The sequence below is a fragment of the Kosakonia oryzendophytica genome (assembly GCF_900094925.1).
Classification (GTDB): Bacteria; Pseudomonadota; Gammaproteobacteria; order Enterobacterales; family Enterobacteriaceae; genus Kosakonia; species Kosakonia oryzendophytica.
In genome coordinates this window covers 33982-57869 of record NZ_FMAY01000007.1, presented here as the reverse complement: position 1 = coordinate 57869, position 23888 = coordinate 33982, and the positions used below count along the sequence as shown (strand labels likewise).

Genomic DNA, 23888 nt, shown 5'->3' with positions numbered 1-23888 from the left:
AAGAGAGCCATTACACGCTTCACTGATTTATAAAACAGCGTTTCTCTTGCTTCAAAAGAGGGGGTCAAAAATGAGATGTCGACAGCAAAATCCTGCCAGACGGCAGGATTTAAGCGGCGAAAAAGACTAACTGATTGCGCAAGTTAACAACGAAACGGTTACCCGTTATTGGCAGGTTGGCGGTAATTGACGATCACCTGATTACTCTGTACTTGCAACGCAGGTATCAGGCGCCCGCCACCCGGGACTTCCCAGACAAAACGCAGAGGTTCAATAGCCGGAACACCGGTAAAGCCGGTGGTAGTCCCATTCTGACCATCAAGTTCAACACAACGTGTTTGAGAACAGAGGCGAACGACTAAGCCCGCCGGGGTCGGCCCATTGAGTTCATAACGCCAGGCAACCAGCGTCATTAATCCATTCACCGGTTGTGATGAAGCCAGCGGCGCTGAAGAGGCGGACACACCACGATTATTCAGCGTAATGCCAATACTGCTGGCCTGCCACGCGCCTTCTCCGACAGCGTGAGCAAACAACGGTAACGCAATTAACCAGGCGAGATAACGCATTACTTCCCTCCGATAGTAGCCGTCATACGAATATTGCGGTTATCCGACATTTCCATATTCGACAACACAACCAGTTGTGGCAGGCTGCGACGTAAGAAGCGGGCCAGCAACGGACGCAACGCATGGTTAACCAGCAGCACCGGCGGCGCGCCCAACATTTCCTGGCGTACCAGCGCTTCCTGAGTCTGTTCGAGCAGACGGTCGGCCAGTCCTGGCTCCAGGCCGCCACCGCCCTGAAGGGCTTGTAATAGCAAACGCTCCAGCGGCGTATCAAGACCAATCACCTGAACTTCATCATTACCCGGGAACCACTGTTGGGTGATAGCCCGACCCAGCGCCACGCGCACCACAGAAGTTAGTTCGTGCGGATCGTTCTGCACCGGCGCGTGCTCTGCCAGCGTTTCCAGAATCGTACGCATATCGCGAATAGCCACTTTCTCGGCAAGCAGGTTTTGCAGCACTTTATGCAGAGTGGTCAGCGTGATCACACCCGGCACCAGATCCTCGGTCAGCTTCGGCATTTCCTGGCTTACACGGTCAAGCAACTGTTGTGCTTCCTGGCGGCCAAACAATTCCGATGAAAACTGACCAATTAAATGGTTGAGGTGCGTCGCTACCACGGTACTGGCTTCGACCACCGTAAAGCCCTGGATCTGCGCCTGCTCTTTCAGCGCACTCTCGATCCAGATAGCTGCCAGGCCAAAAGCAGGGTCGACGGTCTGTTCGCCGGGCAACGTGCCGGCTGCGGTGCCTGGGTTAATCGCCAGCCAGCGGCCCGGATACGCCTCACCGCTACCGATTTCAACCCCTTTCATCAGAATACGATAACGGGCCGGTGGTAAATCCATATTGTCGCGGATATGCACCACTGGCGGCAGAAAGCCCATGTCCTGCGCGAATTTCTTACGAATACTGCGAATACGTCCCAGCAATTCACCATCCTGTTGGAAGTCTACCATCGGTATCAGACGATAGCCGACCTCCATACCCAGCGAGTCTTCAAGCTGTACATCGCTCCAGGTGGCTTCCACCGCTTGCGTGTTTTCTGGTAATTTGACCGGCGCGGCCTCTACTGGCGCTTTCTGTTCTTTACCACGCAACCACCAGGCAAGGCCGAGCAACGCACCGGTAAACAGCAAGAACACAAGGTTCGGCATGCCGGGCACCAGGCCTAACAGACCCAGTACACCTGCACTCAGCATCATTACGCGCGGGTTAGAGAAGAGTTGCCCCACCATTTGCTGGCCGACGTCTTCATCAGTGCTGACGCGTGTGACAATAACGCCCGCTGCCGTGGAGATAACCAGCGCAGGGATCTGCGCAACCAGGCCATCACCGATGGTCAGAAGGGTATAACTTTCAGCCGCGTCGCCCATCGACAGGCCATGCTGCAAAACCCCTACCAGCAGACCACCGATGATGTTGATCACCATAATCAGGATACCGGCGACGGCATCCCCGCGAACAAATTTACTCGCACCGTCCATTGAACCGTAGAAGTCCGCTTCTTGCGTCACTTCTGAACGGCGGCGTTTTGCTTCATCTTCACCAATGATCCCGGCGTTAAGGTCCGCGTCGATCGCCATCTGTTTACCCGGCATCCCGTCGAGCACGAAACGCGCGCCCACTTCAGCGATACGTCCGGCACCCTTGGTGATAACCATGAAGTTGATGATGACGAGGATCACAAACACCACAATACCGATAGCGAAGTTACCGCCAACAAGGAAGTGGCCGAAAGCTTCTACCACTCGCCCTGCTGCTGCAGAACCGGTATGCCCTTCCATCAGAATGATACGGGTCGATGCAACGTTCAGCGCCAGGCGTAGCAAGGTTGTGAACAGCAGGATGGTCGGGAACGCGGCGAATTCCAGGGTACGCTGGGTGAACATGGCCACCAACAACACCATGATCGACAGCGCGATGTTAAAGGTAAACAGCAGGTCGAGGACAAACGCTGGCAGCGGCAGCACCATCATCGACAGAATAAGCATGATGAGCACCGGCCCGGCAAGGATCTGCCATTGGGTCGATTTCAGATTGCTGGGCAGACGCAGCATTGCTACCAGATTAGCCATCAGTGTCCTTCTCGTTCAAAAAGTCCAGCGCCTCTGGCACCGGAAGATTCTCAGGTTTAACGGGTCGTTGTCCGCCTGACAAACGCCAGCGTTTCAACTGCCATACCCACGCCAGCACTTCGGCAACCGCCGCATAGAGCTGACCGGGGATTTGCTGACCGATCTCAGCGTGGCGATAGAGTGCGCGCGCCAGCGGCGGTGCTTCCAAAATGGGTACGCGATTTTCAGTGCCCAGTTCGCGAATGCGTAATGCCACCAGACCCTGCCCTTTCGCCACCACTTTAGGCGCGCTCATTTTATTCTCGTCATACTGCAACGCCACGGCGTAGTGCGTCGGGTTGGTAACAATCACGTCGGCTTTTGGCACATCGGCCATCATCCGGCGGCGCGCCGCCGCACGCTGCATCTGGCGAATACGGCCCTTCACATGCGGGTCGCCTTCACTCTGTTTAAATTCGTCGCGGATATCCTGACGGGACATGCGCAGTTTTTTCAAATGACTGTAGATCTGCCAGAAGACGTCAAATCCCACCATCGGGATAATGCTCAACGCCACCAGTAATGCGCACAATCCGGTCAGGTTAAGAGCGCTGGCCATCGCTTTAAACGGCGACTCGCTCATCAGGCGCATCATGTCCGGCCAGTGTTGCCAGAGAAACATGCCCGCCACGCCGCCCATAAACAGCGCCTTCATCAACGCTTTCACAAGCTCAGCCCCGACCTGCGCAGAGAACAAGCGCTTAATACCGCTTAACGGGTTCAGTTTAGAAAACTGAAACGCCAGTGATTTGGTGCTGAATACCAACCCCCCGAGCATTACCGGCGCAACTAACGCTATGATCACGACGCCGGTCAACAGCGGCAACAAGGCTATCAATGCGTTTTTCAGCATGATGATAATTTGCCCGAGGATCAGATTCTGGTCATTGACGATATGGTGATCAAAACGTAACCCGGTGGAGAGCATGATCGACAACCGACGACCAAATGCTTCCCCGCCAAACCACAGAATGCAGATACCGGCCAACATAATAAGCACGGATGTCAGCTCTTTGGATCGGGGGATCTGCCCTTCTTCGCGCGCCTTCTCTAGTCGGTGCGCTGTGGGGGCTTCTGTTTTGTCGTCGCTGTCTTCAGAGGCCACGGCGTACATCCAGGGGTTACAGGTTTGATGACATAATGCCAGAGTCAATACGGTCTAATGGGCAGAGTAAGGCATAAAAACGGGGGGTTTTCGCCATTTGAGACAAAAATAAGGAACACGCATTCCAAAACGAGGACCAAACCCGAACAGACAGCCTAATATCCTGACTAAAAAAAATCTCCTCTCTGTATCTTCTGATTATTGCGCTCTTAACAGGAACGCTATCACTATCCTTTATACTGTCCCTCTTTTTATTTATCAGGGATGTACCGTACTTATGCACGGCCAGTTTGACAGAATTACGCACAGTTCCATGTGCATTGCAGCGTTTGTTATTTATTACTGCCTGTTCTATTTCGCTATTTTTATTCCTGGCTACCCGGCGCTATATCGTGTGGGCATGGCTGACTCCTTTCTTCACTGCGCTCTGCTACTGCCATGTGCGTTGCTACTCTGGCGTTACTACCACCGTCAATATAAGTTACTGCCATTGGGTTCTGTCACGTTACGAAACGTTGCAGTCCCCCTATTGGGTCTGCTCACGTTATTCTTTCTGGAGACGTTCTTCTCGCAACCGGAACCGTGGCTCGAGTCACTTCACAGCTATTCGGGATTTGTTCGCTGGACATGGGTGGTAACGGCCTGTTTGGCTGCACCTGTGAGTGAAGAGATTATCTTTCGCGGTTTTTTACTCAATGCTTTTTTGGGATGGGGGAAAATACCGCAACAACTGGGTATTGTGTTGGTCTCGGCTCTGTTTGCCGCTATTCATATGCAATATCAGACACCCGTCAATTTTGTCTATCTGTTCAGTTTCTCTGCGGTAATGTGTGTGGTACGCATCGGTACCGGCGGACTGATTGTGCCCGTAATCCTACATGCGCTGGCTAATCTGGGTGCAACATTCGCGTTGTATCTTTCATAAAAAAGTGGGAAGGTTTCACCCTTCCCACCCAATAGAATTGCGCCATTTTCAGCTAATCGACAGAAAATCCTTTGCGCCACAACTCACGCACTCATGAAGGATTATGCGCGAATCAGAATCCGAGGCTGTCCAGCAAATCGTCCACCTGATCCTGACTCGCCACAACGCCCGCTTTGGTGGCGTCGAGTTGCGGCCCGTTGAGCAGGCTGTCGTTTTCGCGTTTCGGACGCGCGCTCTGATCCGGGATGTTTTCCAGCAGAACCATCAGCAACTGACGTTCGATCTCCTGAACTACATCCATCATGCGTTTGATAACCTGACCGGTAAGGTCCTGGAAATCCTGCGCCATCATGATGTCCATCAACTGCGCGTTGGTGAAGCTGGTATGCCCGGGGACTTCACCGAGATACTTACGGGTATCGGTCACCAGTTCACGGGCGTCGGCCAGCTCGATGGGGTTTTCAAACCACGCGTCCCAACGTTTGCTCAGGTCTTTCGCGCCACGTTCCATCTCATCCTGATGCGGCTGAGAAGCTTCAACGCTGTTGAGCGCACGTTCTGCCGCTTGCGCGGTCATTTGTACTACGTAGTCCAAACGATCACGGGCATCGGGAATTGCTTCCGCTGCTTCAGCAATCGCCTGGTCCAGACCCAATTCGCGCAAGCTGTCGCGCAGCATGCGAGTCAGACTGCCGATCCGGGCAATAATATCGCTGGGTGAATGTTCTTCCACTGGTTTAATCGAAGGTTGAATCATTTATCCAGTCCTCACATGCCAAGTTTCTCGAAGATCTTGCCGAGCTTCTCTTCCAGGGTTGCTGCCGTAAACGGTTTCACCACGTATCCGCTGGCACCCGCCTGCGCTGCAGCGATAATGTTCTCTTTTTTCGCTTCGGCCGTAACCATCAGTACCGGCATGGAGGCCATGTTGCTGTCCGCACGGATGGTTTTCAGCAACTCCAGACCGTCCATGTTCGGCATGTTCCAGTCAGAGATGACAAATCCAAAGCCGCCGGCCTGGAGTTTATTCAGCGCGTCAACGCCGTCTTCGGCTTCTTCGACGTTGTTGAACCCCAGCTCTTTTAACAGGTTGCGTACGATTCGACGCATCGTGGAGAAGTCATCCACAACCAGAAATCTGAGCTCTTTATCCGCCATAAATTTTTACTCCTAGTTCAAATACGTATTGCCTGTCCGGCACTGATTTTCGCCAGCATCTGCTGGCTTACCTGGCTAAGATCGACCACTTCGCTGACGCCACCCATATTGATGGCCTCACGCGGCATGCCGAACACCACACAACTTGCTTCGTTTTGTGCGATGGTCCAGGCGCCTGCCTGGTGCATCGCTAACATTCCGGCTGCGCCATCGTTGCCCATCCCCGTGAGAATCACACCCACGGCGTTGCGCCCCGCATATTTCGCCACCGAATGAAACAGCACATCCACAGCCGGACGGTGCCGATTCACCGGCGGTCCGTCATGGATCTTAATTTGATAGTTTGCCCCACTGCGCGCCAGTTCCATATGCCGATCGCCGGGGGCGATGTAGGCATGCCCTGGCAATACGCGCTCACCATCTTCGGCTTCTTTTACGCTAATCTGGCACAGTTTATTCAAACGCTCAGCAAATGAGCGGGTAAAGCCCGGCGGCATGTGCTGAGTGATCAGAATACCAGGACTTGAAAGAGGCAATGGCTGGAGTACATGCCTAATTGCCTCTGTTCCTCCGGTTGACGCGCCAATTACCAACAGTTTTTCCGAACTGAGCAACGGTCCGGCTTTCAATGTGGCCGGCACCGCCATCGGTTTATGCGCCGACAGACGTGCGCGTGAAGCTGTCCGCACCTTCTCAGCGATCATTTCGCTGTAGGCCAGCATCCCTTCACGAATGCCAATCTGAGGTTTGGTAACGAAGTCAATCGCACCCAGTTCCAGCGCACGCAGCGTCACTTCTGATCCTTTTCCCGTCAGAGACGAGACCATCACAACAGGCATCGGGCGCAAGCGCATTAATTTTTCAAGGAAATCCAGTCCGTCCATACGCGGCATTTCCACATCCAGCGTTAAAACATCCGGGTTAAATTTTTTGATTAAATCCCGGGCGACTAACGGGTCTGGCGCCGTCGCAACCATTTCCATATCACTGTGGCTATTGATTATTTCTGTCATGATCTGGCGCATCAATGCGGAATCATCGACGGACAATACCCTGATTTTACTCATGCTTTATCCTTACTCAGCGCATAAACGGTTTGCCCACGCAGGGTAAACTCACGCACGAGGTTGCTGAAGTTCTCCGAATGCCCGGCAAACAATAATCCGTCCGGCTTAAGCAGCGGAGCGAAACGATGCAGAATGTCCTGTTGCGTCGTTTTATCAAAATAAATCATAACATTACGGCAAAAAATAGCGTCAAACGGCCCCGGTACGTTGTATTGCTTATCCAGCAAATTCACCGTGGTGAAATCAACGTAGTTCGCCAGTTCCTGCCGGACACGCACCAACCCGGCATGGGGACCTGTGCCACGCATGAAATAGCGTTGCATTTGCTGGGGCGATAGCGTCTTCAGTTCATCCTGGCGATACACACCGGCACGCGCTTTTTGCAGCACTTCGGTATCGATATCGCTGGCAAACACTTTCCAGCGCCCGGGTGCCATACCCAAAGCATCAGCAAGCGTGATGGCCAGTGAGTAAGGCTCTTCTCCCGTTGACGCCGCCGCGCTCCAGACCCGGTATTCACCGGTACGCTTACGCGCATGTTCCGCCAACACAGGAAAGTGATGCCCTTCCCGGAAGAAAGCGGTGAGGTTAGTGGTGAGCGAATTAATAAATGCCTGCCACTCTGCGCTGTTCTGGTTCGCTTCCAGCATGCTCAGATAACGACCAAAATCATCTAATCCTAGCGAACGCAAACGACGGACAAGTCGGTTGTAAACCATGTCGCGTTTGTGATCTGCGAGAACAATCCCCGCACGCTGGTAAATCAATTGACATATCCGACGAAAGTGCGCGTCGGACAGCGCCAGGCGTTGTGTCATCTGCTGTAATATTGATGACGTCTGCCCGCTGGGCATAGATGATGTCATAGCGCCTTCTCAACTAGGTTCAGTATTCAACAGGCACAGCGTTGGGCGGTGCCGCTTGAGGTCTTTCGACCCACTCTTTAATCTTTAAAACCGCCGTCATTACAGTCATAAAATATGACGACAGGTTATTATCACGACAGATCAACTGATGCTCCTTGTCGTTACGCAGGCCAGATAACCGGCCCGCGTACTTCGCTGTGATGTTAAGTCTTCAAGCGGCAAACTATCCGCAAAAAAAGGGTTAAAAAGTCTCCCAATTTTCTTCTTGCCCGGCTGTTTGCGGGCGGTTTCTCGCCGGGGTCTGTGCCGCCGGTGTAGAAGCGCGTTGCGCCGGAGTGCCGGATACTGCTGAGAGGCGGAAGGCCGATACCGCCATCGTCAGTAAACTGGCTTGTTCTTCAAGGGCGGCGGCCGCAGCTGCCGATTGTTGCACCAGCGACGCGTTCTGCTGTGTGACGCGATCCATTTCGGATACCGCCAGTGCAACCTGGTCGATGCCACGGCTCTGTTCATCAGACGCCGATGCAATTTCACCCATGATGTCGTTCACCCGCGTAACCGCGTTAACAATGTCCGACATGGTTTCCCCTGCACTGCCAACCAGTACAGATCCGGTATCGACACGGGAGACAGAATCTTCAATCAAAGCTTTAATTTCTTTTGCCGCCTGGGCGCTACGGCTGGCGAGATTGCGTACTTCACCCGCCACCACCGCAAAACCACGCCCCTGTTCACCTGCACGCGCGGCTTCTACCGCTGCGTTTAACGCAAGGATATTGGTCTGGAACGCGATGCCGTCGATGACGCTAATAATATCGGCGATTTTCTGTGAACTGGCTGCGATGTCGTGCATTGTTTTCACAACACTGTCCACCACTTTGCCGCCACGTGCGGCCGTTTCCGAGGCGCTTTGCGCCAGTTGAGAAGCCTGACGCGCGTTGTCGGCGTTCTGTTTCACCGTGGCGGTTAACTCTTCCATACTGGCGGCGGTTTGTTCCAGGGCGGAGGCCTGCTCTTCAGTACGGGAGGAAAGATCGTTGTTCCCGGCGGCTATTTCGCTGGTGCCGGCATAAATCGCATCTGACCCCTGGCGAACGTTGGTGACCGTTTCGATCAACGCGTTTTGCATATGATCAACGCTTTGTGCCAGTTCGGTCATTTCACTACGACCGGCAATGGTCAGCGTATGCGTCAGGTTACCGCTGGCGATTTCACGAATATGGCGGATAACAGCCGATAACGGCGTAAGAAGAATGCGACGAATGCCATACCAGACTGCCGCCAGCACGACCACCAGCGCCAGCGCGAGGATCGCCATCTGCCATTTGGCAAAAGTATAGTCACTGACGCTCTGTTCCCAGGCGTTGCGATACAAGTTTTCACTCAACCCGGCATATTTGGTCATCGCATCGCCAAGGGCGTTTTGCATTCCCTGAGTGGGTTGCGCCATAAAGCCGTTGATATTGCCGCTTTCAAGGAACTGCACCAGCTCACTGAGGGCGGCGTTATAGGTGCGGTATTTTTCATCCAGATTCTGGCGCGCGGCATCCATTTCCGGCAGTGAAGGCAGTGCACGGAAGGCGTCGTAATGTTTTGCGGCGTCTGCCAGTGAGTTTTTTGCACTGTTCAGCAGATCGGTTTTCGCACTGCTCTGCTGGTTGCCCGGATCGAGCAGCATACGTGCAGAAGAGCGACTCAGGTTAATGCGGGTTTGCAGCATTAACTCCCAGGCTTTACCCAGCTCAGTTTGTTGCATACGCAGATCATTAGAGACTGCGAAGCTTTGCTGGTTTTGCTTAAGTGACGAGAAAAAAAGACCGCCAGAGACGAGCTGCAACAGTGCAAACACCACCAGCACGCTCATAAGCATTGTAACGACGCGGATACGGTTCAACATGCAACACCTTCTTGATAAGTTCTTAACGGTGTTATCGGCATGCAGCCAGGGAACTTTACATTTGCGAAAGGGAATTAAATTGCGACTTAAAACACAATATCCACAGTTAATGTATCACTATCGGATCCCGGCGGATGTGCCGCTTTATCGATCTCATAACTCCGGCAGTTGCTGCCACTGCTCCTGTTGCATACTCCCCCGCTGGCGTGACCTTCATCATTGATACCAACCGTATCGCTACTGCCTTTGCGGGTCACAGTAATAGAGTGAAAATTGTGTACCGGCGAAGCGCTGCCAACATTTATGTCCGCCGTATTGATGGTGGTGTAACCATTAATAACGGTCATGGATTATTGAAATGCCATCCACAGGGCCTTATGCAAAGGACATCTGCATTTAAAGCGTTCCGGGGAAATATTTATCCGGATTCCATTTGGCTACAGGATATATTTAAGGAAAGACGTTAAGCGAAGACAAAATAAGGGCGGGTAACGGATGTTACCCGCCCGAATAATTACGCTACGTGGGTCGCAGCGATGTCCAACAGCGCCATTTCATCGCTGTTGAGCAGTTTTTCGATGTTCACCAGAATCAGCATACGGTCGCCGAGCGCGCCCAGGCCCGTAAGGTATTCGGTAGACAGGGTAACGGCGAATTCCGGTGCCGGGCGAATCTGATCGGATGCCAGAGAGAGCACATCAGATACGCCATCGACCACAATCCCCACCACACGCTGGCCGAAATTCAGCACGATAACCACGGTGTTGTCATCATACTCAACGTCGCCCTGGCTGAACTTCACGCGCAGGTCGACAATCGGCACAATCACACCACGCAAGTTGGTGACACCTTTAATAAAGTCGGGGGTATTGGCAATACGCGTCACCTGATCATAGCCACGAATTTCCTGCACTTTGAGAATATCGATACCGTATTCTTCATCGCCCAGAGTGAATACCAGGAATTCCTGACCTGATGGCTCGCCCGCCAGTTTTGCTACATTACTCATACCGGTCATGTTTTATACCTTTTTAACGAAATCAGGCAGCTGTGTGCGCCATACGATGTTCACGATTTAATCCCTGCAGCGCCGATACGTCGACGATCAGCGCGACACTACCATCCCCAAGGATGGTGGCCGCAGAAATCCCCGGCACTTTGCGATAGTTACTTTCCAGGTTTTTAACCACCACCTGGTGCTGACCAATCAGTTGATCAACCAGCAGTGCATAACGACGACCAGCACTCTGCAGAATCACGACGATACCTTGCGTGGCTTCGGTTTTCGCGCCCATGACGTCAAACACTTTCCACAGTTCTACCAGCGGCAGATACTCACCGCGCACTTCCAGTACACGTTCCCCACCCGCGAGCGGATGCAGATCTTCTTCACGCGGCTGCAAAGATTCCATTACTGCGTTCAGCGGCAGAATGAAGACTTCGTCGTTCACTTTCACTGACATCCCGTCGAGGATCGCCAGCGTCAGCGGCAGCAGAATACGAATTGTTGTGCCAGAACCTTGTTTAGACTTGATCTCAACGTGACCACCCATTTCCTGGATGTTACGTTTCACCACGTCCATGCCGACACCGCGACCGGAAACGTCAGTCACCTGTTCTGCGGTAGAGAAGCCAGGTGCAAAAATCAGCATCCCCACCTCTTCATCGGTCATATTGTCATGAACTGCCATGCCCTGAGAAATTGCCTTCGCCAGGATACGTTCACGGTTCAGACCTGCACCATCGTCCGTCACTTCAATGCAGATGTTCCCGCCCTGGTGTTCCGCCGAGAGGATCAGGTTGCCCACCGGAGATTTGCCAGCTTCAACACGTTTCTGCGGAGACTCAATCCCGTGGTCGAGGCTGTTACGCACCAGGTGTGTTAACGGGTCAATAATACGCTCGATCAGGCTCTTATCCAGTTCGGTTGAACTCCCCTGCAGGGTCAGCTCAACCTGTTTATCCAGCTTACTGGCGAGGTCGCGAACCAGGCGAGGGAAACGGCTGAAGACATACTCCATCGGCATCATACGGATGGACATTACCGATTCCTGCAGGTCGCGAGCGTTGCGCTGAAGCTGACTCATACTGGTGATCAGATCGCCATGGGTGACCGGATCCAGCTCGTTGGAACGCTGTGCCAACATTGACTGGGTAATAACCAGCTCACCCACCAGGTTAATCAGTTGGTCTACTTTCTCAACGGCAACACGAATACTGGTGGATTCGCTGGCGCGAGCAGCGGGTTTTTCACGACCAGCCGGTTGCTCTTTCGCCACCGCTTTCAACGCAGGCGCCGCAGCAGGTTTCACTACTGGCACAACTGCTTGCGACGTCGCTTCTGCAGCGTTGTCGGCAGCCGCAGTAGCAGCTGCCGCCGTTTCGGCTGCAGCAGGCGCAGATGCCGCCGCGGATTTTTCAAAGGCGATTTGGTCGGCTTCAATCACAAAGCACAGCACCGCAATGATATCGTCTTCGCCAACCCCGCTATCGAGCGTCACACTCAGGGTATCAGTGCCCTTCACGACATCGCTGAGCGTACCCAGATTGCTCAGTTCCTCTTCCAGCAATCCAATTTCGCTCTCTTTCAGGCGAGACAGAACAATACGCAGTTTACCGTCGCTTTCAGCGGCCGGCGCGGCTGTGGTTTCAGATTCCGGTGCAGCAGCATCAACAACGGAGAGTTTCGCGGCGCTCGCAGCGGCGGGAACAACCTCTCCTTTTGCTTCCAACGCCAGCTGGCGCAGAGCATTGCAGATGTATTCAAAGCTGGCGGCATCTGGCTCTTGCGAGCTTTTATAGGCGTCGAGCTGTTCCTGCATAATATCTTTGGTTTCCAAAAACAGGTTGATAATATCGGTGTTGAGCTGCATCTCTCCACGCCGCGCCTCATCAAGCAGGTTTTCCATTAAATGGGTGGTTTCCTGCAAGATGGTGAAGCCAAATGTGCCAGCACCACCTTTTATTGAGTGCGCAGCACGAAAGATGGCGTTGAGCTGTTCTGAATCCGGTGCTTCAGGCACCAAATCCAACAAGTGTTGTTCCATATCGGCCAACAACTCGTCAGCTTCATCAAAAAATGTCTGATAAAAATCGCTAATATCCATGCTCACGCTATCACCTCGGTTCGGCTTGTGGCGATGTGGAAACTGCTGCCGGAGACGCTGGCGCGGTTGCACCCGCTACCTCTGGCTGTGTAATCGCGCTTACTGGCGCATTCTGACTTTCGGCGTTTTCATGCAGAATGGCCTGTTCTGCTTGCTTATTAAGAACCAAAAGACTAATTCGGCGGTTGATTGCTTCATCCGGACCTGCGTCAGCCATGCGCATTGTTGCTGCCATGCCGACCACCCTGAGGATCTTGCCATTGTCCAGCCCTCCGGCAACCAGCTCACGGCGCGACGCGTTGGCGCGGTCGGCGGAAAGCTCCCAGTTGCTGTACCCTTTCTCGCCATTAGCGTAAGGGAAATCATCGGTATGGCCCGACAGGCTGATCCTGTTGGGGATCCCATTTAGTATTGGCGCAATCGCCCGTAAAATATCACGCATATAGGGCTCAACCTCCGCACTGCCGGTCTTAAACATCGGCCGGTTCTGGCTGTCGATAATCTGAATGCGTAGCCCTTCCTGTACCAGGTCGATTTTCAGATGCGGACGTAACGCACGCAGTTTGGGATCGGCTTCAATTAACTGGTCCAGATCACCGCGCAATTTACTCAGGCGCGATTGCTCCATGCGTTTTTTCAAATCATCAATGTTGGGCTGTTTTTGTATTTCGCCCTTTTGCTGTGTGTAGTCATCGCCACCGCCCGGAATCGGACTGTCGCTATTAGAAATTCTCGGCCCACCCGTGACCGCAGTTGCCAGCGGCGTGCGGAAATATTCCGCAATCTGGATCAGTTCTTTCGGGCTGGAGATGGAGATCAACCACATCACCAGGAAGAACGCCATCATCGCCGTCATAAAGTCGGCATAGGCTATCTTCCAGGAACCGTGACTGCCGCCGCCGTGGCCTTTATGTTTTTTTCGTTTTACAACAACGATTGGATGGGACTGATTTTTCATGCGTCCTCAGTCGTCGTCTGTTGGTTAGGGTTTCTCACCGCACGCACGTGTTCATCCAGTTCAACAAACGACGGACGTTCACTGGAGTACAGCGTTTTACGACCAAACTCAACCGCAATTGGCGGTGCGTAACCGTTAAGGTTCGACAGCAATGTGATCTTCACGCACTGCATCATCTTGGCAGTTTCAGCGCTCTTCTGGCGCAGTACACTGGCCAGCGGAGAGATAAAACCGTACGCCAGCAGAATACCGAGAAACGTCCCCACCATCGCGTGAGCAATCAACGCCCCCAGCTCAGCTGCCGGACGATCCGCCGACGCCAGTGCGTGTACCACGCCCATTACCGCCGCGACGATACCGAATGCCGGGAGAGAATCCCCTACCGCCGCCAGCGCATTCGCCGGAACTTCGGCTTCGCTTTCGTGTGTTTCGATCTCTTCATCCATCAGCGCTTCAATTTCGAAGGTGTTCATGTTGCCGCTGATGATGAGTCGCAGGTAATCCACGATAAATTCAAGCATGGTTGCGTCCGCGAGAATCCGTGGATAACTGGCAAAAATCTCGCTCTCTTTGGGGTTTTCAATATCACGCTCCAGAGAGAACATACCCTGTTGACGTGATTTCGCCATCAGGCGATAGAGCAGCGCCAGCAAGTCCATATACATGCTTTTGGTGTATTTCGAACGGCGAAATAACAAAGGCAATGCTTTCATCGTTCCTTTGATGGCTTTACCATTGTTACCAACGATAAACGCACCAACACCCGCACCACCGATGATGATCAGTTCCGACGGCTGATACAGTGCTCCAAGGTGCCCGCCGGTCATCATGTAACCGCCTAAGACTGCGCCAAGAACAACCAGGTAACCTAATACGATAAGCACGACATCATCCTTCTGCTAATGACTAAGGCTAGGGATAAACATTTCAGAGGGTTAACGAATCGGAGGCAAAAAAAAGCAGCGGCATTACTGCACCGCTGCTGGAGTGTTTTCCACCTGATTCGGTCAAACAGCCTGATCGATCTGTTCATCCAGCAGTTGTGGAATAATATCGGCAGCATCGCGGGAAAGTTTACGTCTTTTTACCGCGCGAGACGGCGGCTGGCATAAACTGCAGGCGAAACTACCAACCGGCTGGTGTGCATGCGTAATAAAATTACCACCGCAGCAATTACAGCGAGACAACTCCAGCATTCCGCTTTCCACGAAACGAACCAGCGTCCAGGCGCGGGTCAGCGCCAACAGTGGTCCTTCCTCAGCTTGAGGGCATTGTTCGAGATAGAGTCGGTATGCTTTGATGACCGCATCAACACCGCTGCACAAGCCTGTTTTCAGTAAAAATTGCCAGGCGTTACAGAACATGGATGCATGGATATTCTGCTCCCAGGTCATGAACCAGTCAGTGGAAAATGGCAGCATACCTTTTGGCGGCGGGCTACCACGCAACTCTTTATAGAGTTTAATGAGACGCCCACGGCTCAGTTGCGTCTCACTTTCCAGCATTTGCAAACGTGCGCCCAGCGTGATCAGTTCCATTGCTAACTGGATGTCGCGGGCTTCCTGAACAATGCTTTTTTCGCTCATCTTTACGCCCTTTTCTTTCTGGCCGCGTCGCCGGTCTGAGAAGACTCATTAAGCAGGCGAGTGGAAAGTAAAATCCCGGTGTGGACTTGCTGTAAGTCATCCACGCGTGATTCCTGGGTCAGACGAGTAATAGTCTGGTGATTGTCAAAACGGAACTGGCAGATCAGCTGGTTAGTTTCAGCCAGTTTAACCATTTGCGGAAGGGTTAACTCACCCAGTGTGGTAGCCATTTCTTCGTTAATGCCAAGACGGAACATTGCGGACGCTTTGTCCTGGCTAATCAAACGCTGAGCAAGGAGTAAATACGACAGGTTGATGTCGTAAACATGTTTCAGCAACTCGGATGTATGCATTTTTCCCATCCCGAATAACCAACTTGTATCTTATGCGGCTGAGCCGCACCCCGTGATGTCGCCGGGAAAAAACCCGGTATAAAAAAAGAAAGGCTAAATGCATAACTGACTTAGGATCGCATGTGCATGGGCGCTTCGCTCAAATGTTTATGCCCTGCTAAGTTCTTAATCATTTCTTACAAAGAACTAAGATTTTTCCTAATTCGACGCAACTGTACTCGTAGGTGATGCCACATACAATCTGACTCGTGTGAAATTTTGAAATTTTTGTGATCCAGATCACATAATTTAAGTGATTCTGGGCAATAAATCTATCAGTCACGCTTCATATTTGATGTTTTTTTGGCCGATTGAGCACCTTTTCTATTCCTTTCTCACGAATACTCATGCAACCCTGAGCCTAAACATTGTTGACTGGTCGGAGGTTTACCCTGCTGCGTCATTTACATCCAGACAAATGTATCTACAAAAGACACAAAAACAAAAACCAATAAAAAACAATAGATTACCTTTTAAGTGTGGCTACATAATACAGCTACGTTATCATTCAGAAACACTTAGTCATTGCTATCAATAATTTAACAATTTGATCTGAAATTCTCTTAATTTTAGATAAGATTTTAAATTCGATTAACCCGCTCAAACCGCGACCATGCCGTTACGTAAGAATAATTAATGAATATTTATGATAACCTTCACATCGCAGCAATATTTCCGGGTTGCACTGCCTGCAGAAAGGGAGTAATGGTGAGAAAAATTTGATTCAAATCGGGGAGAGAGACATGTCTTATGCTCATCTTCTGGTCGCGGTGGCGGTCACGCCAGAAAGCCGGCAATTGCTGGCAAAAGCTATCGATATCGCCCGTCCTTTCAACGCCCGCATCACCCTCATTACCCTTGCAGCCGATCCTGAACTGTATAATCAACTCGCGGCACCAATGATGGAAAACGTGCGCGAAGTCATACAGGAAGAGACACAACAATTTATGGATGAACTTGTTAGCAGCGCGGGTTATCCAATCGAACGCGTGATCATTGCCTCAGGTGAACTAAGCGAACATATTCTGCATACCTGCCGCAAGCAGGCTGTCGATTTAGTATTGTGCGGGAACCATAACCAGACGTTTTTCTCGCGTGCCGCCTGTTCCGCGAAGAGCATTGTCAGCACCAGCGAGGTCGATGTGTTATTAGTGGCATTAACGAAGTAGCAGGCCCCCGCCCTTACGGGAGCCTTTGTCGTTACGCCAGCTTAGGAAAGGTCGCCACTTTATTTTGTAGCTGGCTTTGGGTGCTACGTGGCGTGACGCGCTTTAAATCGCTAATAAACCTCTGTTGCCAGTGGTCTATATCATTCTCTTTGATGATCTCCAGCATCTCCGCATGGCGTGAAATACGCTCAGCAAGCGGCATTCTGAGCGCTCTATCCATCGCTGCGGCCACATCATCCCTGTCATAGGGGTTTACTATCAACGCAGAGGTCAGCTCATTTGCCGCGCCGGCAAATTGCGACAGGATAAGTACCCCCGGATTGGCAGGATCCTGAGCCGCAACATACTCCTTCGCCACCAGATTCATGCCATCTCGCAGGGGCGTTACCAGTCCGACTTCCGCATATCGGAACACTTTCATCAGAACCTTGCGGTCAAAATGCTGATTCAGGTAATAGAGCGGCGTCCAGCCAAGCTGCCCGTATTTGCCGTTAATGCGCCCGGCCTCGGTTTCCAGCTGATGACGAATATCCTGATACGCCTGTACTTCCCCCCTTGAGGTAGGTGCAATCTGCGTATAACGGATTTTGCCGTGATGCTGGGGATACTTCTCCAGCAGCGTTTCATAGGCAAGGAAACGCTCCGGCAGCCCTTTGGAGTAATCCAGACGTTCTACCGAAAAGATATTCTTCACATTTTTAAGTTCGTTCTTCAGTTGCGCCAGCTTTGTTGGCAATGGCCCGGCGGCCTGCTGTGCAATCTCTTTTGGCTCAATTCCAATCGGGTAAACTTCGGTACGGAAATTTTTCCCCCACGCTACATGGTTTTTACCGCTGCGCGTAGTAAGACGGGTCTGAACCGACAGGCTGTCAAGAAACGCCAGTCTGTCGCTTTCGGTCTGGAAGCCAATAAGATCGTAATCACACATCTGCTCCAGCAATTCCGCATGCGGTGGCAAAGCGTTGAAGATTTCCGGCGTCGGGAATGGAATATGCAGGAAAAAACCAATCTGGTTATTAACCCCACGCTGCCGTAATTCGCTGGCGAAAGGCAACAGATGGTAGTCGTGGATCCACAGAATATCATCTGGCTTCAGCAATGGCAGAAGCTTGTCCGCTAACAGGGCGTTCACCTCCTGATACCCTTCCCAGGATTCGCGCTGGTAATTCACCAAATCCAGGCGGTAATGAAAAGCAGGCCACAATACGGCGTTGGAAAACTGCGAATAATATTGCTCGTAATGCGCTTCACTGAGGTTAAAAGAGGCCCAGGTAATATTGCCCTTGGTGACCTTATTTAACGGCTGGTCCTCATCACCAATCTCACCGCTCCAGCCAAACCACAATCCACCGGTTGCTTTTAATGCGCCCAGAATCCCTACAGCCAGCCCGCCAGCGCTGGCTTTTTTATTATCAGGCGGTGCAATACGATTAGATACTACGACTAAGCGACTCATAGTCATCTCTCCTGTTTGTTAGCGCCCGTTGTTCTTGTTGTTGATAGTCGGCAATACGTTCAAGCCACTGGTGCACGTCGCTGACGCTTCCCAGCCGCCATTTTGCCTGGGTTGCCCCGGCACCGACTTTAATCGACACGCCTCCCAGCCGGTTAACGACAATGAAACCATGCTCATCGGTAAGATCGTCCCCGACAAACACAGGTTTTCTGCCGCTAAACGGAGGAGTTTTTAAAAAAGCCTCAATCGCCGCGCCTTTATGAATACCGGACGGTTTCAGCTCCACTACGCATTTTCCCGGTTGCATAGCCAACTGCGGGAAGCGTGTGACCATTTTTTTTGCCAGAGCAAACACCGCATCCTCATGCTGCGGCGCCTGGCGGTAATGCAGAGCAAACGCCATCCCTTTGGCTTCCAATTCAACGCCACCCAGCGTTGATACCCCCTGCCGGAGCTCACGTTCCAGCGGCAGCAATACATTTTCTGGTAACGTCACCCGTTCGGTTTGACCATTGATATCGCGGCGTTCCGCCCCATGCACCCCGGCGAGGGGGAAGTTGTACGGTCTGGCGAGCCTTTCCAGCTCGGCAATTGAACGCCCTGAAATCAACGCCAGCGCACCGTCGTTCATCTCTGCAAGCAATGCAAGTCTCGCCAGCACATCATCCGGGACACAGACATCGTCCGGATGCGGTTTAATGCCCGCGAGGGTGCCATCCAAATCGAAAAAAAAGGCAAAATTACCGGAAAAGAGAGGCGGTACAGATAATGCGTCTTCCACCCTGGTTTCCTCCTTACAGTTATGATGAGCGTCTTTTTTCAAAAACATCTCATTTTCATTAGCCATGTAAGTATAGACAGTGTGACGCTGCTCGCCATTTTAAGCATGACTTACCAGCCGGATTAGCGGCTGGTAAGGAGTGGACGTAAACTGAAAGTTTGTGTCGGGAATTTCTGCGGGATGTATCAAACGGTACGTTTGGCTTTTTGTTTGTAGCGGTCGAAAATAACAGCCGCCAGCAGAATCAAACCACGCACCACATATTGCGAGAACGGCGAAATATTCAGCAGGTTCATGGCATTTTCCACGGTGCCGAGGATCAAAATCCCCGCTACCACGTAAGAAATTTTACCAATCCCCCCTTTCAGAGACACGCCCCCCAGCACGCAGGCTGAAATCACGATCAGTTCATAGCCTATTGAGGTCATTGGCTGGCCGCTGGTCATGCGCGAGGCAAGGATAATCCCCGCTGCTGCCGATACCAGACCAGACAGCACAAAGATGATAATTTTGGTTCTGACGACCGGCACCCCGGCCAGTCGTGCAGCCTCTTCATTACCGCCTATCGCCAGGGTATTACGACCAAAGGTGGTCTTGTTCAGCAGGAAACCAAAAATAATCAGGCATCCAACGGTCAACCAGATAGGCGCAGGCAATCCAAGCCAGTTGGCATAGCCCAGCGTGAAGAAGCGTTCGTCTTCAATGCCCACCGCTTTACCATCAGAGATAATATAGGCCAGCCCGCGCACAATTTGCATGGTGGCAAGCGTCGTGATCAGGGCGTTAATTTTTAAACGTGCAATCACAAATCCGTTGATTAACCCGCTGATGATGCCAAGCAGCAAACCCGCAAAGACGCCAATCCACAGGCTTTCTGTCATGTTAATGACCACTGCCGTGGTGACACCAGCACAGGCAATAACGGAGGCGACAGAGAGGTCAAAATCGCCGGAAGCCAGGCAAAATAACATACCGCAGGCGACCATGCCCGACATGGAAATGGCCAGCCCCAGCCCTTTCATATTGACGAAAGTGGCAAAGTTCGGCACAAAAACGGCGCAGCCAATAAACAGCACGGCGAAAACCACCAGCATGCCAAACTGATCCCAGATACGACCGAAACTGAAAGTCGACTTTGTTGCGCGGGACGTAGTTAAAGATGACATCATTTTCTCCTCACTCAGGCGACAGCCTGACTAACTTTAGGCATCGCGAGGCTCAGCGCCTGCTGTTCATCGCCCTGACCGTGTAACAGCTCACCGGCGATTTCGCCTTCCCGCATGACAACAATGCGGTCGGCAACGCCCAGCACCTCCGGCAGATCGCTTGAGGCGAACAACACCGCAACCCCCCGGGACGCCAGCGCATAAATCACGTTATAGATTTCATGTTTTGCCCCGACATCAATGCCGCGGGTTGGCTCATCCAGCAAAATCACTTTCATCTCTTCGGAGAGCCAACGGCCCAAAATGGCTTTCTGCTGGTTTCCGCCGGAAAGATTCATAATCAGCTGATTCGCACTCGGTGTTTTGATGTTGAGCGAACGAATATGGTGCTCGGCGTTCTGGCTTTCCCAGCCATTATCGATCAGGCAACCGGCGCGGATATATTTGCGGCGGGCACTGATATTGATGTTTTCCTGCACCGAATGAACCGGGATGATGCCCTCCGCTTTGCGATCTTCCGGGCACAGCATCATACCGGCATGGATGGCATGTGCCGGTTTCTGAATATTCACTGCCTCACCATCAATGAACACGCGCCCTTCCGTGATGCGTGTTCCGCCAAACAAGCCTTTCATCAGCTCGCTGCGCCCGGCACCTACCAGCCCGAACAGGCCGACGATTTCACCGCTGCGTACGCTCAGGCTAATCGGCGTCCGGACACCCGGCGCTTTGACCTGTTCGAGACGCAGGCGTTCCTCGCCATATTCTCGCGGCTGCCAGCCGTAAATATCCCCCAGATCGCGCCCGACCATCGCCTGCACCAGTTGGTCATGGTTGACCTGCTGCATATCGGTAAAGGTGCGCACATAGCGGCCATCTTTAAAGACGGTAATCGCGTCGCTCAGAGCGAAAATTTCTTCCATGCGGTGCGAAACATACAGGATCACTCGTCCTTCTTTGCGCAGTTCGCGGATCACGCGGAACAGGTTGTCGATTTCGCGCGCCGACAGCGAACTGGTGGGTTCGTCAAAAGCGATAATTTTGGCATTGCGCGCCAGCGCCTTGGCAATCTCCACCATTTGCCACTGCCCAATAGAGAGATATTTCAGCGGCGTTTGCGGGTCGATATCCAGACCCAGGTGTTGAAGCTGCAAACCCGCTTCGTAATTCAGCAGCGAACGATTTACGATGCCGCCTTTATGGGGCAGTTGTCCGAGATAGATATTCTCGGCAACGGTCATTTCAGGTACCAGGTGCAATTCCTGGTAAATAATCGCCACCCCGGCGTTCAGTGCTGCCGTAGTATCGGCAAAAGAGACCTCTTCACCTTTGATCACCAAGGTTCCGGTGGTCGGCGCATAGTTGCCGCTAAGAATTTTTAAAAGTGTCGATTTGCCTGCGCCGTTTTCACCCATCAGGGCATGGACTTGCCCGGCGTGGCAATCAAAACTGATCTCACTGAGCGCTTTCACACCGGGAAATGTCTTGCCGATGCCGCGAAAAGAGAGATAAGGGGTAGACTGTTGCATACCGTCTCCGTAAAGCAGTTCATTGTACGTCTGGCTCCCCGCCAACGCGGGGAGCACAACCAACAGAGAATTACAGTCCTTTTTTCGCCAGCTCTTCTTTGAAGTTATCGCGGGTGATCAGTACGACATCTGTCACCGCTGTAAATTTCGCAGGTTCAACGCCTTTGGTTACCCAGTTGTACAGCAGCTCACTGGTTTTATAACCGTGTACGTCCGGGCTGGGCAGCAGAGAACCAAAGAAGCCGGTGGCCTGCGCTTTCGACAGTTCGCTCACCGCATCGACACCGTTAATACCGATACCAATCACATCGGCTGCTTTAAAGCCCTGCCCTTCAGTTGCACGTACGCCGCCAAGAACGGTGTTATCGTTCATACCCAGTACCAGCCAGTGTTTGACTTCCGGGTGTTGAACTAACAGGGAGTTACCGGCATCGAATGCGCCCGGGATATCGTTAGATTTGGTGGGGACCTGGTAGATCTGCTTTTCAGGGAAACCGGCTTTTTTCAACGCATCCATAGAACCGGTCGTGCGGCGGCGCGCGGTATCCAGCTCATTCGCGGTAATGGCCATAACGGCGGTATCTTTCACATTCCAGCCGCGTTTTTGCATCTCTTTGTAGAGTTCCTGACCCTGGCGGGCGCCAATTTCACTTGCTGCCATCATCACCAACGGAACGCTGGTCATCGGTTCGCCTTTGGCATTAACGAACTGGTCATCGACGGCGATGACTTTCATATCGTATCCGCGCGCTTTAGCGACAATGGCCGATCCCAGTTTTGGATCCGGCGTACAGATAACAAACCCTTTCGCACCGCTGGCTGCGAGGCTATCGATGGCGTTCAGCGTTTTTTCGCCGTCCGGCACTGCAATTTTAATCACTTCAAAGCCTAAATCTTTACCTGCCTTATCAGCGAATTTCCATTCTGTCTGGAACCAGGGTTCTTCCGGTTGTTTCACCAGAAAACCCAGCTTCATTGTTTCAGCGATAGCGGATTGTGACATAACGGCAGCCAGACCGATGGCCGCCAGCGCTTTAGTGAATTTGTGCATGGTAAACTCCAGCTTCAGCTTTCTTTTATGTAGGGAAAATAAAAAATCGGCATCTTTAAAAGTTCATAAAACAAGGCATTAGAATCCATGAATCCCTGGACCTCTTTGCTGGAAATAGTTTTAGCGGGAAATTGATTCTCCATAGGAGAGCGCCATCACACCGCTGAATTACAGTAATTCCGTACATAAATTCAGCGATATTGCACATAAAAACGGAGGTTATTGTCGGACAAATCGAAAAGGTAAAAGCAGAATTATCCATAAGGCCAGCCAGCTTATCCTTGTGCCCGAATGCAGGTCTCATCCGGGCAGGAACATTACCAGCTATAGTAGATATGATCGGCGTGATCTCGCGCCGATGTTACGTCACCCAGTAAACGGGCGGCGACGGTAAAAGCAAAATCGAAAGCCAGCCCTAATCCTTTGCCACTGATCAGATTGCCGTCTTCGACCACGGATGCATCGACGTACACGCCATCCGCCACGGTTTCATACAGATCGCCTGAGCACACATAGCGTCGACCTTTCAGTAAACCATTGCCACCCAGTACACGGGCGGCTGCAGAGCAGATAGGACAAATCAGTTTGCCTGCCGCATCATGGCGCTCAACAAAAAGCACCACCTCTTTACTGGCGGCAAGATTCACACTGCCCTGCGGACCACCTGGCAATACAACAGCGTCGTAAAGCGCGTCCATACGTTCACTGAGTGTGCTGTCTGCGACCATGGGGATCGCGTGATAACTTACAACCGCCCGGGATCCTGCACAGGCCAACGTTTCCACCTCAATATTCAGGCGGCGTAAGATATCAATGGTAATTATCGCTTCCGCTTCTTCAAAACCGGGCGCCAACAACACCGCCACTTTTTTCATCTCTGACTCCTCACGTTGAAGGTTAGTTAACCAGACGGAGGGTATTGTTGATCAAAACAGCGTTTCAAAATCTTTGTTTCGTCACAACCCAGGCAGTCAGCCCCCAGGATGGCG

General features: G+C 52.2%; 23 protein-coding genes. 2 read left to right on the top strand and 21 right to left on the bottom strand.

Features of this window, described 5'->3' with window-relative positions; translation table 11 throughout:
- Positions 1–158 precede the first annotated feature (158 nt).
- From flhE to flhB, 3 genes are read right to left on the bottom strand one after another with little or no spacing between them, the layout of a single operon-like run.
- Complete coding sequence (gene flhE, locus GA0061071_RS13245) at positions 159–569, bottom strand: flagellar protein FlhE (protein ID WP_061496730.1); 411 nt, start codon at positions 567–569, stop codon at positions 159–161.
- Positions 569–2647 (bottom strand): flagellar biosynthesis protein FlhA, encoded by a 2079-nt coding sequence (gene flhA / locus GA0061071_RS13240; protein ID WP_061496731.1) that lies wholly within the window; start codon positions 2645–2647, stop codon positions 569–571. The genes flhE and flhA overlap by 1 nt, the downstream gene beginning before the upstream one ends.
- On the bottom strand, positions 2640–3791 hold the full coding sequence (gene flhB, locus GA0061071_RS13235) for a flagellar biosynthesis protein FlhB (RefSeq protein WP_134318000.1): 1152 nt from the start codon (positions 3789–3791) through the stop codon (positions 2640–2642). Before flhB ends, flhA begins: the two co-directional genes overlap by 8 nt.
- A 277-nt stretch (positions 3792–4068) precedes the next feature.
- Between flhB and GA0061071_RS13230 the strand changes: the two genes are divergently transcribed.
- Positions 4069–4716 (top strand): CPBP family intramembrane glutamic endopeptidase, encoded by a 648-nt coding sequence (locus GA0061071_RS13230; protein ID WP_061494359.1) that lies wholly within the window; start codon positions 4069–4071, stop codon positions 4714–4716.
- A 112-nt stretch (positions 4717–4828) separates the two neighbouring features.
- Here the strand turns inward: GA0061071_RS13230 and cheZ are convergent, their stop codons facing one another.
- The 12 genes from cheZ to flhD form a co-directional block, all read right to left on the bottom strand.
- The gene (gene cheZ, locus GA0061071_RS13225) at positions 4829–5473 is read right to left on the bottom strand and encodes a protein phosphatase CheZ (RefSeq protein ID WP_061494357.1); all 645 of its coding nucleotides are present in this window, start codon (positions 5471–5473) and stop codon (positions 4829–4831) included.
- A gap of 11 nt (positions 5474–5484) precedes the next feature.
- Complete coding sequence (cheY, locus tag GA0061071_RS13220; protein WP_023480048.1) at positions 5485–5874, bottom strand: chemotaxis response regulator CheY; 390 nt, start codon at positions 5872–5874, stop codon at positions 5485–5487.
- Positions 5875–5891: 17 nt separating this feature from the next.
- The gene (locus tag GA0061071_RS13215; RefSeq protein ID WP_061494356.1) at positions 5892–6941 is read right to left on the bottom strand and encodes a protein-glutamate methylesterase/protein-glutamine glutaminase; all 1050 of its coding nucleotides are present in this window, start codon (positions 6939–6941) and stop codon (positions 5892–5894) included.
- Positions 6938–7807 (bottom strand): protein-glutamate O-methyltransferase CheR, encoded by an 870-nt coding sequence (cheR, locus tag GA0061071_RS13210; RefSeq protein ID WP_061494354.1) that lies wholly within the window; start codon positions 7805–7807, stop codon positions 6938–6940. The genes GA0061071_RS13215 and cheR overlap by 4 nt, the downstream gene beginning before the upstream one ends.
- Positions 7808–8048: 241 nt before the next feature.
- Positions 8049–9704, bottom strand: coding sequence for a methyl-accepting chemotaxis protein II (tar, locus tag GA0061071_RS13205; RefSeq protein WP_061494353.1), 1656 nt, complete (start codon positions 9702–9704; stop codon positions 8049–8051).
- 86 nt (positions 9705–9790) lie between these two features.
- On the bottom strand, positions 9791–10051 hold the full coding sequence (locus GA0061071_RS13200; protein WP_088237951.1) for a hypothetical protein: 261 nt from the start codon (positions 10049–10051) through the stop codon (positions 9791–9793).
- A gap of 167 nt (positions 10052–10218) precedes the next feature.
- Positions 10219–10722, bottom strand: a complete 504-nt coding sequence (cheW, locus tag GA0061071_RS13195) for a chemotaxis protein CheW (RefSeq protein ID WP_061494351.1) — start codon at positions 10720–10722, stop codon at positions 10219–10221.
- Positions 10723–10744: 22 nt separating this feature from the next.
- Positions 10745–12817: a chemotaxis protein CheA gene (gene cheA / locus GA0061071_RS13190; protein ID WP_088237952.1), complete on the bottom strand. Its 2073-nt coding sequence runs from the start codon at positions 12815–12817 to the stop codon at positions 10745–10747.
- Between the two features lie 4 nt (positions 12818–12821).
- Positions 12822–13769: a flagellar motor protein MotB gene (motB, locus tag GA0061071_RS13185; protein WP_061494349.1), complete on the bottom strand. Its 948-nt coding sequence runs from the start codon at positions 13767–13769 to the stop codon at positions 12822–12824.
- On the bottom strand, positions 13766–14653 hold the full coding sequence (gene motA, locus GA0061071_RS13180; RefSeq protein ID WP_061494347.1) for a flagellar motor stator protein MotA: 888 nt from the start codon (positions 14651–14653) through the stop codon (positions 13766–13768). Before motA ends, motB begins: the two co-directional genes overlap by 4 nt.
- A gap of 123 nt (positions 14654–14776) precedes the next feature.
- Positions 14777–15355, bottom strand: a complete 579-nt coding sequence (gene flhC / locus GA0061071_RS13175) for a flagellar transcriptional regulator FlhC (protein ID WP_061494345.1) — start codon at positions 15353–15355, stop codon at positions 14777–14779.
- A gap of 2 nt (positions 15356–15357) precedes the next feature.
- Positions 15358–15708 carry a flagellar transcriptional regulator FlhD gene (flhD, locus tag GA0061071_RS13170; protein ID WP_061494343.1) on the bottom strand — a complete coding sequence of 117 codons (351 nt, stop codon included), beginning with the start codon at positions 15706–15708 and terminating at the stop codon, positions 15358–15360.
- Positions 15709–16490: 782 nt separating this feature from the next.
- Here flhD and uspC point away from each other — a divergent pair.
- Positions 16491–16916: a universal stress protein UspC gene (gene uspC, locus GA0061071_RS13165; RefSeq protein WP_061494342.1), complete on the top strand. Its 426-nt coding sequence runs from the start codon at positions 16491–16493 to the stop codon at positions 16914–16916.
- Positions 16917–16947: 31 nt separating this feature from the next.
- Here the strand turns inward: uspC and otsA are convergent, their stop codons facing one another.
- The 6 genes from otsA to GA0061071_RS13130 form a co-directional block, all read right to left on the bottom strand.
- Positions 16948–18372, bottom strand: coding sequence for an alpha,alpha-trehalose-phosphate synthase (gene otsA / locus GA0061071_RS13160; RefSeq protein WP_061494340.1), 1425 nt, complete (start codon positions 18370–18372; stop codon positions 16948–16950).
- Complete coding sequence (gene otsB, locus GA0061071_RS13155) at positions 18347–19153, bottom strand: trehalose-phosphatase (protein WP_061499890.1); 807 nt, start codon at positions 19151–19153, stop codon at positions 18347–18349. Before otsB ends, otsA begins: the two co-directional genes overlap by 26 nt.
- A 185-nt stretch (positions 19154–19338) precedes the next feature.
- Positions 19339–20319 carry an L-arabinose ABC transporter permease AraH gene (araH, locus tag GA0061071_RS13150; RefSeq protein ID WP_061494338.1) on the bottom strand — a complete coding sequence of 327 codons (981 nt, stop codon included), beginning with the start codon at positions 20317–20319 and terminating at the stop codon, positions 19339–19341.
- Positions 20320–20333: 14 nt separating this feature from the next.
- Positions 20334–21848, bottom strand: coding sequence for an L-arabinose ABC transporter ATP-binding protein AraG (araG, locus tag GA0061071_RS13145; RefSeq protein ID WP_061494337.1), 1515 nt, complete (start codon positions 21846–21848; stop codon positions 20334–20336).
- Positions 21849–21918: 70 nt separating this feature from the next.
- Positions 21919–22899 (bottom strand): arabinose ABC transporter substrate-binding protein, encoded by a 981-nt coding sequence (locus tag GA0061071_RS13140; RefSeq protein ID WP_061494336.1) that lies wholly within the window; start codon positions 22897–22899, stop codon positions 21919–21921.
- A gap of 317 nt (positions 22900–23216) precedes the next feature.
- A complete protein-coding gene (locus GA0061071_RS13130) occupies positions 23217–23774 on the bottom strand; it encodes a DJ-1 family glyoxalase III (RefSeq protein WP_088237954.1) in 558 nt (185 codons plus the stop codon).
- Positions 23775–23888: the final 114 nt, after the last annotated feature.